Origin of the sequence: uncultured Meiothermus sp. (genome assembly GCF_937863175.1) — a bacterium.
In the GTDB taxonomy this organism is placed as follows: domain Bacteria; phylum Deinococcota; class Deinococci; order Deinococcales; family Thermaceae; genus Meiothermus.
This window is the reverse complement of record NZ_CALMCQ010000146.1, coordinates 1-4,439: the sequence shown is the minus strand read 5'-3', so window position 1 is coordinate 4,439 and position 4,439 is coordinate 1. Positions and strand designations below refer to the sequence as shown.

General features: G+C 61.5%; 4 protein-coding genes. 1 reads left to right on the top strand and 3 read right to left on the bottom strand.

Translation table 11 applies throughout. The features are described from left to right. The 3 genes from Q0288_RS05805 to Q0288_RS05795 form a co-directional block, all read right to left on the bottom strand. Positions 1 to 1,011, bottom strand: a 1,011-nt coding sequence (locus Q0288_RS05805) for an LptF/LptG family permease (RefSeq protein WP_299428545.1), incomplete at its 3' end; no start/stop codon positions are given. Then, a complete protein-coding gene (locus Q0288_RS05800) occupies positions 1,008 to 2,630 on the bottom strand; it encodes a hypothetical protein (RefSeq protein ID WP_299428543.1) in 1,623 nt (540 codons plus the stop codon). The genes Q0288_RS05800 and Q0288_RS05805, both read right to left, overlap by 4 nt. Positions 2,631 to 2,710: 80 nt before the next feature. Continuing rightward, the gene (locus Q0288_RS05795; protein WP_299428541.1) at positions 2,711 to 3,334 is read right to left on the bottom strand and encodes a hypothetical protein; all 624 of its coding nucleotides are present in this window, start codon (positions 3,332 to 3,334) and stop codon (positions 2,711 to 2,713) included. A 131-nt stretch (positions 3,335 to 3,465) separates the two neighbouring features. Between Q0288_RS05795 and Q0288_RS05790 the strand changes: the two genes are divergently transcribed. Next, on the top strand, positions 3,466 to 4,439 hold a 974-nt coding region (locus tag Q0288_RS05790; protein ID WP_299428538.1), incomplete at its 3' end, for an N-acetylmuramoyl-L-alanine amidase.

Here is a 4,439-nt window from a genome sequence, read left to right as displayed (position 1 = left end):
CAGGTAGTAGGCAATGGTGAGTACCAGGGCCAGGGCCAGGGCCGTACCGGGACTGGTGGCCCGTCGCACCGCAATGGGGAGGGCCAGAATTAGTACCATCCAGTTACCCAGGGCCAGAGCGATGCCGGAGTGCCACTGGGCTCGAGCTTCACGCTGTTCGCGGGGGGGGGTGCTGGGGTCGCGGAGTTTGCGCCACCACTCCGAAAGCCGCACGGGTGTTTCGAAGCCGCCCCCGGCATACTGGGCTTCCAGGTCTTCGCGGCTTCTGGAGAGCCGCACACTCAACTCTGCGCCCGCCTGGCCGATATTTTGCGCCCTAAAGACCCCCTGCAAACCCAGTTCGGCCTGCTCCAGAGTGGCAAAGTCGGGGAGGGGCAACTGGGCAAAGTCGAGGGTAAAGACCCTGTAGTCCCGAAACACAATCACCCGATCCTGCAAGCGAGCGGTCTGGGCCAGGATCACGGTCATGGTCTGGCCCTGCCAGCGCTCGAGGCGCACTTGCTGGAGCAGGTCGTTCGCCTGGTCGAAACCTTCGTAGCGCAAAGTATATTCGCCTACAGAGAGCTCGCGCCCGACCAGATTGAACTGCGCGGTGCGCTCAGGGATCAGCTCGTTGAAATAGACCACTGCTGTGGCTCGGTTGGCCCAGGGCACCACCCATTCCGAGAGCGCCAGCGAAAGCCCGCTCATCAAAAGCCCACCCAGCAAAAACAGCCGGGCCGTACGGCGTATCGAGATACCCCCGGCCTGCATCACCAGTAGCTCGTTTTCCCGCGCCAGCCGTCCAAAAGCCAGCAAAATTGACAGCAGGCCCGCAATGGGCAGCGCCTGCACCGAGGCGGCAGGCACCTGCAGGGCCAGCCACTTGAGAATGCTGCCCAGTTCGGCGGTCCCCATCCACTGCGCCCGGGGGAGGAGGTTGCTGATCAACCCAAAGCCCACATACAGCACCAGCCCAAACAAAAAGACCGGCACAGCTTCGCGGAGAATGTAACGATCCAGATGGGTCATCGAATTTCCAGTCCAAAAACCAGCCTGCCATTGGCAGTTTCGCCCGGTTCCTGAGCGATGCGGATTTCCTGGTAGCCCAGCCGCCAGACAAAACAGCAGTCGGCGTAGCGCAGTTCCAACCCCCAGCGGCTTACGCCCTGCCGCAGGAAATCATACCCGAGGAGCGGGGTGAGGTTGAGGTCGTAGGTACAGGTGAGCGGCACCGGGGTAAAACCCATCACCAGCTCCCTTCGCTCCCAGTTGTCGCGCCCATTGCTGAGGGTTTTGCCCACACAATTCCAGCAAGTATTGAACTGGGCCCACACCTCGCCAGAGTCCTGGGTATAACCGACCCGCAGGCTGCCCAGGGTTTGGGCCTTGAGAAAGTCGTGTTCGGCCTCGAGTTTGAACCCGGTGTATTGCAGGCTGCCGGTAAGCTTCTGGGTGGCCTGGTGGCGCTCGAGCCAGAAGCGCCCCGGGGTGGACTCGATGGCCCAGGTATAGCCGACGCGCAGGGCAAACTCGCCCTCGTAGCGGCCTTCGGCCTGCCCACCATAGGCCGCGTACTGCTGGGGCTGGTTGTAGAGCGCTGCGACTCCGAAAGGCTCGAGGCGAAAGCGAAACGGCCCTTCCTGTACCTCGAAGTTGTAGCGCAACTCAGCCCCGGCGGCCAGCCCGCGTTCCAGGGTGGCCGGGGTTCCGTCCCGCCAGTCCTGGGCCACCCAACCAAAGGGGGTCAGGGTAAAGCGCTCCAGGACAAAAGCCTGCTTCAACCCGAAAGCATAACGCCCCTTTTCGCTGTCGTGGACAAAAAACAAGGGGCCATCCACCACCTCGCCCCGGCTGGCAAAACCACTGGGTTTACTGTCGAGTTGCAGGCTGGCCTGACGGTTTTCCCCCTGTGCCGCAAAGCCTACCCGCAACACCGGATCGGGACTGCCCAAGCGCAGGCCCAGCAGGGTCAGCCGGGTCGTGAACTTGCCGGAAAAAACCCCCGGGTCGGGCAGGGGAAACTCGCTCAAACCCAGATTCAAACCCTGGTCGAAGTCGAAACGAACCGGCAGGATAAGGGGGGCATCGGCTCCACCTGCCTGGCTAAGCCCCAGGCTTTCGCTGAGCGGTTGGTGGGGATCGAGGCGCAACTCGTTGAAGCGGGCCAGGCCCAGCTGATAGACCTCGAGCCGGCTCTCTTCCAGCACGATCTCGCCGCTCCGGGTATCAAACCGCAGGGTTTGGGACAGGAGCCGCAGATCGTCGCCGCACTTGCAGGGGGTAGCCCGAATCCCACTGGCCAGCAAAACCTGTCCCTTAACGATGCTTTCTTCGGCCCAGAAGCGGTAGCGAGGGGTCTGTACTTCAATACTGCCTGCGGTGAGTTCGCCACTGTTCTGGTTGTAACGCAGCTCGGGGGCCTGCAGAAGCAGCCCTCTGGTCTGCAAACAGGCCCCATCACTAAAAATCGCCACCTCGCCATCGAATTCCAGGTTTCCTCCACCTGCCAGCCCCTCGGGGGTCTCGAGGGTGTATGGGTGCTCGGGGCAAGGGGTCGTTGCGGCTGGTGCGGCCCAGCCCAGCCCGGTAAACAGCAGGAGTAAGAGGGGGAGTTGGAGAGCGGGGGAGCAGGGGAGAGACCGTTTCATGGCCCCTGGCCCCCCGGCCCGCTTAACCACGACGGCCTCGAGTACCAAAATCTATGACCTTCTTGCTCCATTTGCACGCCCTACAGTCTATCGGCGTAGGGGCGCAGGCGATTCAGAATATCTACCGGAACACGGGTGGTGGCCCGCACTCTCCCGTCGGCAAAGTTGAGCAACAAAGTGCTATCGGGCCGATTTCCGCGCAGGGTGGTGGCCCCGTCGCGGTAGGTGAAGACCCCCAGCACCAGTGCCTGGTCTCGGGTGGTGTCCACAATAAGCGTGCTGGCCTCGAGCATGGGGTCGTTCGAGCGTACCTCCCCCTTGAGCACCAGCACATCGTCTTTCAGCAACAAACCCTGCTGGGCCGAGATGCCCTTGAGCTGCCGGGAGCTAAAGCGCACCCCGTTCATCCGCAAGGTGTCGGGCTTTTGCAGATACTCGAGGCTGGCCGCGCTAAAGTCGCCTTCTCTGGACTTGAGGGTGGCCCCCTGGGCCCGAATAAACTCGCCGTCCTTGTACTGGATGTGGCGGGCTTCCAGCACCAGTCCGCTGCGGTTGTCGGTGATGGTGCCGCCAGTGGGCAGGGTATAGACCCCGGTTCCCACATCCAGCTCCGAGTTGCCCCTGGGCTTAACCTCAAAACCTGCAAACCGCGAAGCAAACACCACCAGCGACAAAAGGGTGAGCAGAACCAACCAACGCTTCATCCTTCCAATCCTAGAGCCTCCGTGATGAACCGAATGAGCGAAGCATCAACCAATAGCCAATCGGTGCAGCTTCGGACTTTAAGGTTGAATCCGCAGAAAGGCCAGTATTTTTCGGCTATACTCCCAGGTAGATGCGGGTATTTGCCTTCCTGATTGTAATGCTGGCTCCAGTCCTGGCCTTTCCCCGGCTGGGCCTCCACGAAGGCTTCACGCGGCTGGTGTTTGATCTGAACTCCACTGCCCTTTATCAGGTGTCCCAGGCTCCCGACACGTTCACCATTCGTTTTAGTGGAATCAGTGTCAGCGCCGCTGATGTGGCGGTCGGTTCGCCCCAGGTGGCCTCCTATCAGGTAGTCCCAGCATCCGGGGGCGCAACGGCTTTCGTGCGATTGCGGCAAAATGTGGAGGTCAGAACCTCTCTCCTGAACGAAGAAAACCGGCGACGTTTGATTGTGGATGTGGTAACGGTAAGTCGTCCGGTGCAGGCCCCACCCCCGCAGCGCCCGCAACCTCCCCAGGCCCGTACCCAGCCAAGAATCGTGGTGCTGGATGCCGGACACGGGGGGGTTGACCCAGGTGCAGTGGGCTTTGTAGTGGAAGAAGAGGTTACCCTCGATCTGGCGTTTCGTGTGCAAAGACTGCTGCGAAGCCAGGGTATTGAGGTCATCCTCACTCGAGCCAGCGACACCCACCTTTCGCGCGACAAGGCCACCGACCTGAGAATGCGGGCTGACATGGCCAACTCCATGCGAACCCTGTTTGTTTCTATTCACGTCAACAGTGCGTATACCATAGCACAGGGCATCGAGGTCTTCTATTTTGGCAACACCATAGACCCTGGCCTGCTGGCCCAGGTAATTCGCGAGAACGGTGGAGGAGAGGTGGGCCGCCGCCTCACCCGCGAGGCCCAGAGTGTGGCGGATCGGCTGGTCAAAGACCTGGTTGCCCAGTCCAACCTCCAGTTTTCACGCCGACTGGCTCACTACCTGCAGGGATCCCTGATTCAGGCTACGGGTGCGGTAGATCGAGGGGTGCGCCAGGCCCCGTTTTTTGTCATTCGCAACGCCCGCACCCCGCCCCCCCTGCTCGCGCCGGGCCTTGCCAC